At 50.7% G+C, this 2,761-nt stretch carries 1 protein-coding gene and 1 pseudogene; one reads left to right on the plus strand and one right to left on the minus strand.

Annotated elements, in window-relative coordinates; genetic code table 11:
• Positions 1–737, plus strand: a 737-nt coding sequence (locus tag IEX98_RS28600; protein WP_229692440.1) for a hypothetical protein, incomplete at its 5' end; no start/stop codon positions are given.
• Between the two features lie 443 nt (positions 738–1,180).
• Here IEX98_RS28600 and IEX98_RS28605 read toward each other — a convergent pair.
• A pseudogene (locus tag IEX98_RS28605) lies at positions 1,181–2,761 on the minus strand (hypothetical protein); the annotation flags it as partial.

Here is a 2,761-nt window from a genome sequence, read left to right on the forward strand (position 1 = left end):
AAAAATCCAACGTAGACGAGGGAAAGGGAGTGGAAAAGTGTTCTACGTTGGAAAAATCCAACGTAGACGAGAGAAATAGAGCGGAAATGGGCTCTACGTTGGAAAAATCCAACGTAGGCGAAAGAAATGAAGGGGAAATGGGCTCTACATTGGAAAAATCCAATGTAGACGAGAGAAATGGTGCGGAGATGGGCTCTACGTTGGAAAAATCCAACGTAGACGAGAGAAAGGGAGTGGAAAAGTGTTCTACGTTGGAAAAATCCAACGTAGAAGAGAGAAATGTAGCGGAAATGGGCTCTACGTTGGAAAAATCCAACGTAGACGAGGGAAAGGGAGTGGAAAAGTGTTCTACGTTGGAAAAATCCAACGTAGACGAGGGAAAGGGAGTGGAAAAGTGTTCTACGTTGGAAAAATCCAACGTAGACGAGAGAAATGATGTGGAAATGGGCTCTACGTTGGAAAAATCCAACGTAGGTGAGGGAAATGGAGCAGGGATGAGCTCTACATTGGAAAAATCCAACGTATACGAGGGAAAGGGAGTGGAAAAGTGTTCTACGTTGGAAAAATCCAACGTAGACGAAAGAAATGAAGCGGAAATGGGCTCTATATTGGAAAAATCCAATGTTGAGAACGGAACGGTCTTGTTTAATGGAACAGACCTATTAATCTTGCAGCAAAAAGTTGGGGTTGATCGATGTAACTATATTAATTACGGTGGAGCTCATGATAGCTGGTGACCTGTGAAGATGGGAGTGAGGATGGGGCTAAAGTGACAAGCAAAGGTGGTGGTGGTGGTGGTGGTGGGACGAATGGTAACTGGCAGTAAGTGAAGGTGGTGGTGGGACTGATGGTAACTGGCAGTAAATGAAGATGATGCTGGATGGTGACGCCAATGGTAGATGGTTATGAGGAATGATGGTATATAAATAGTGCAATGACAAGGTATCGATCCCCATCAGCCTAGCGGTCCCGCTGCCGCCATTGCTGGAGAAGGTATTGAGCAATAGTAATAGTAATAGTAATAGTAATAACGGTAAAGTAGTAGAAATGGAAACTGGGAGGTAAGGGGAACGGTAATCGTTTGGGGCGTAATGGAGGCGTTGGGGATGAGCTGAGTAACTTAAATAATAGAAAAGAACTCCCGCCTGAACATGATGGCGGGAGTTCTTTTACTATCTTGTTATTTCGGTGTGATATAGCTGATATTGAGACGAAGTGGTTTTTTATTGCTGTAGGTGAAGGTTAGAAGAGCATTACCCGATTTGTAAATGATATTGGACTTGCCGTTGTCCAGCTTTTCGGTAATGGAAGCTGCCTTGGCGGTCTGCAGCCGTTGAAGCGTTTGCTGGATAACGGTACTGTTCCAAGTATTTATTTCACTCACATAGTACGCTTCCGGATTATCCGGATCTGCTTCAAGCAGGAATGATAGCTGACTGCTAGCGTAAGTAAGATTTAACGGCTTGGGTGGAAGGCCTTCAAGTCCAAGCTCCTCAGCAGAAACTCCGCTTCCGGAGGCTCCGGCAGAGCCGCTTGCATTAGAGCTGCTGCCGTTGCTGTTAGTGCCGTTTGCGATTGCACCGTTACTGCTACCTGCGCCCGGACCATTAGCATTCGAGCTATTGCTAGCGCCAGTACCATTGCCATTAGCGTTCGAGCTGTTGCTGCCGCCAGCGCCGCCGTTACTGCTTGCATTCGAGCTGTTGCTGCCGCCAGCGCCGTTGCCGCTTGCATTCGCGCTATTGTTGCCGTTCGCACCGCCGCTGCTATCGCTCGCGGCCGTTTTATCATCGGCCGCTGCTGTGCCACTGCCATCGGCAGCAGCACTATCCCCGCTGCCCGCGCCACTGCCGCCGCCAGCAGCGCTGTCTTCGCCGCTTTCATCGGCGCCGCCAACGACAGCATCCTCGCCTGGGGCAGGCGACTCGGGAACAACAGGCGCATCCGGCGCGCCTAGCATTTCTTGCAGCTTGGCGAGCGGCAAGTTGATGAAACCTTCCACGAAGGAGAAACCGCCCTTGAAAAAGCCCTTATAAAGAGTGACACCGTCAGCGTCAAACAGAACTCCGATACCTTCGTACTTGCCGTTAACAAATTTGCCGGCATAGACAGGGGCGCCGTTAGCGCCAAATGCTTGTCCATCGCCATTCATTTGTCCGGCTCCGAATGCCCCTGTGTAGACAAGGCTGCCGCTTTCGTTAAACAAGCTGCCGGCCCCATGATAACTTCCTTGCAAAAATCCACCTTCGTACTGGGCAATGCCGGAAGCGAAATATTGCTTGCCTGCTCCGTTGAGCTTGCCGTCTTGGAACACGCCCTCGTACAGCAGCTTCCCGCTTTCTCCGTAAAGCTTGCCTGCTCCCGCATAGCGGCCTTCGTTGAACGTGCCTTCATAAATGAGGCCGCCGCTGCCATTGTAGAGCTTTCCTTCTCCAGTCCGCTGCCCTTTCACGAATGCCCCGGCATACACGATGGTTCCGTCCTGCCGGTATTCCGTTCCTGCTCCCTCGTAAAGGCCGTAGGCAAACTGGCCTGCATATTTCGGCTTCCCCTCCGGATCAAACAGCGTCCCTGCTCCGGCATACTGATCGGCGGCAAATTCGCCGCGATACAGCAGCTTGCCGTTCTCGTCGTAATGCTCGCCTGAGCCGGCTCTCAATCCTTTCGCGAAATCCCCTTGATACAGCAGCTTTCCATCCGGATAAAAGAGCTTGCCTGTGCCTTCATACAGGCCGTTAACCAGTTGTCCGTCAAAAATGAC

It is taken from the genome of Paenibacillus radicis (ex Gao et al. 2016) (assembly GCF_014641555.1).
GTDB classification, from domain to species: Bacteria; Bacillota; Bacilli; order Paenibacillales; family Paenibacillaceae; genus Pristimantibacillus; species Pristimantibacillus radicis.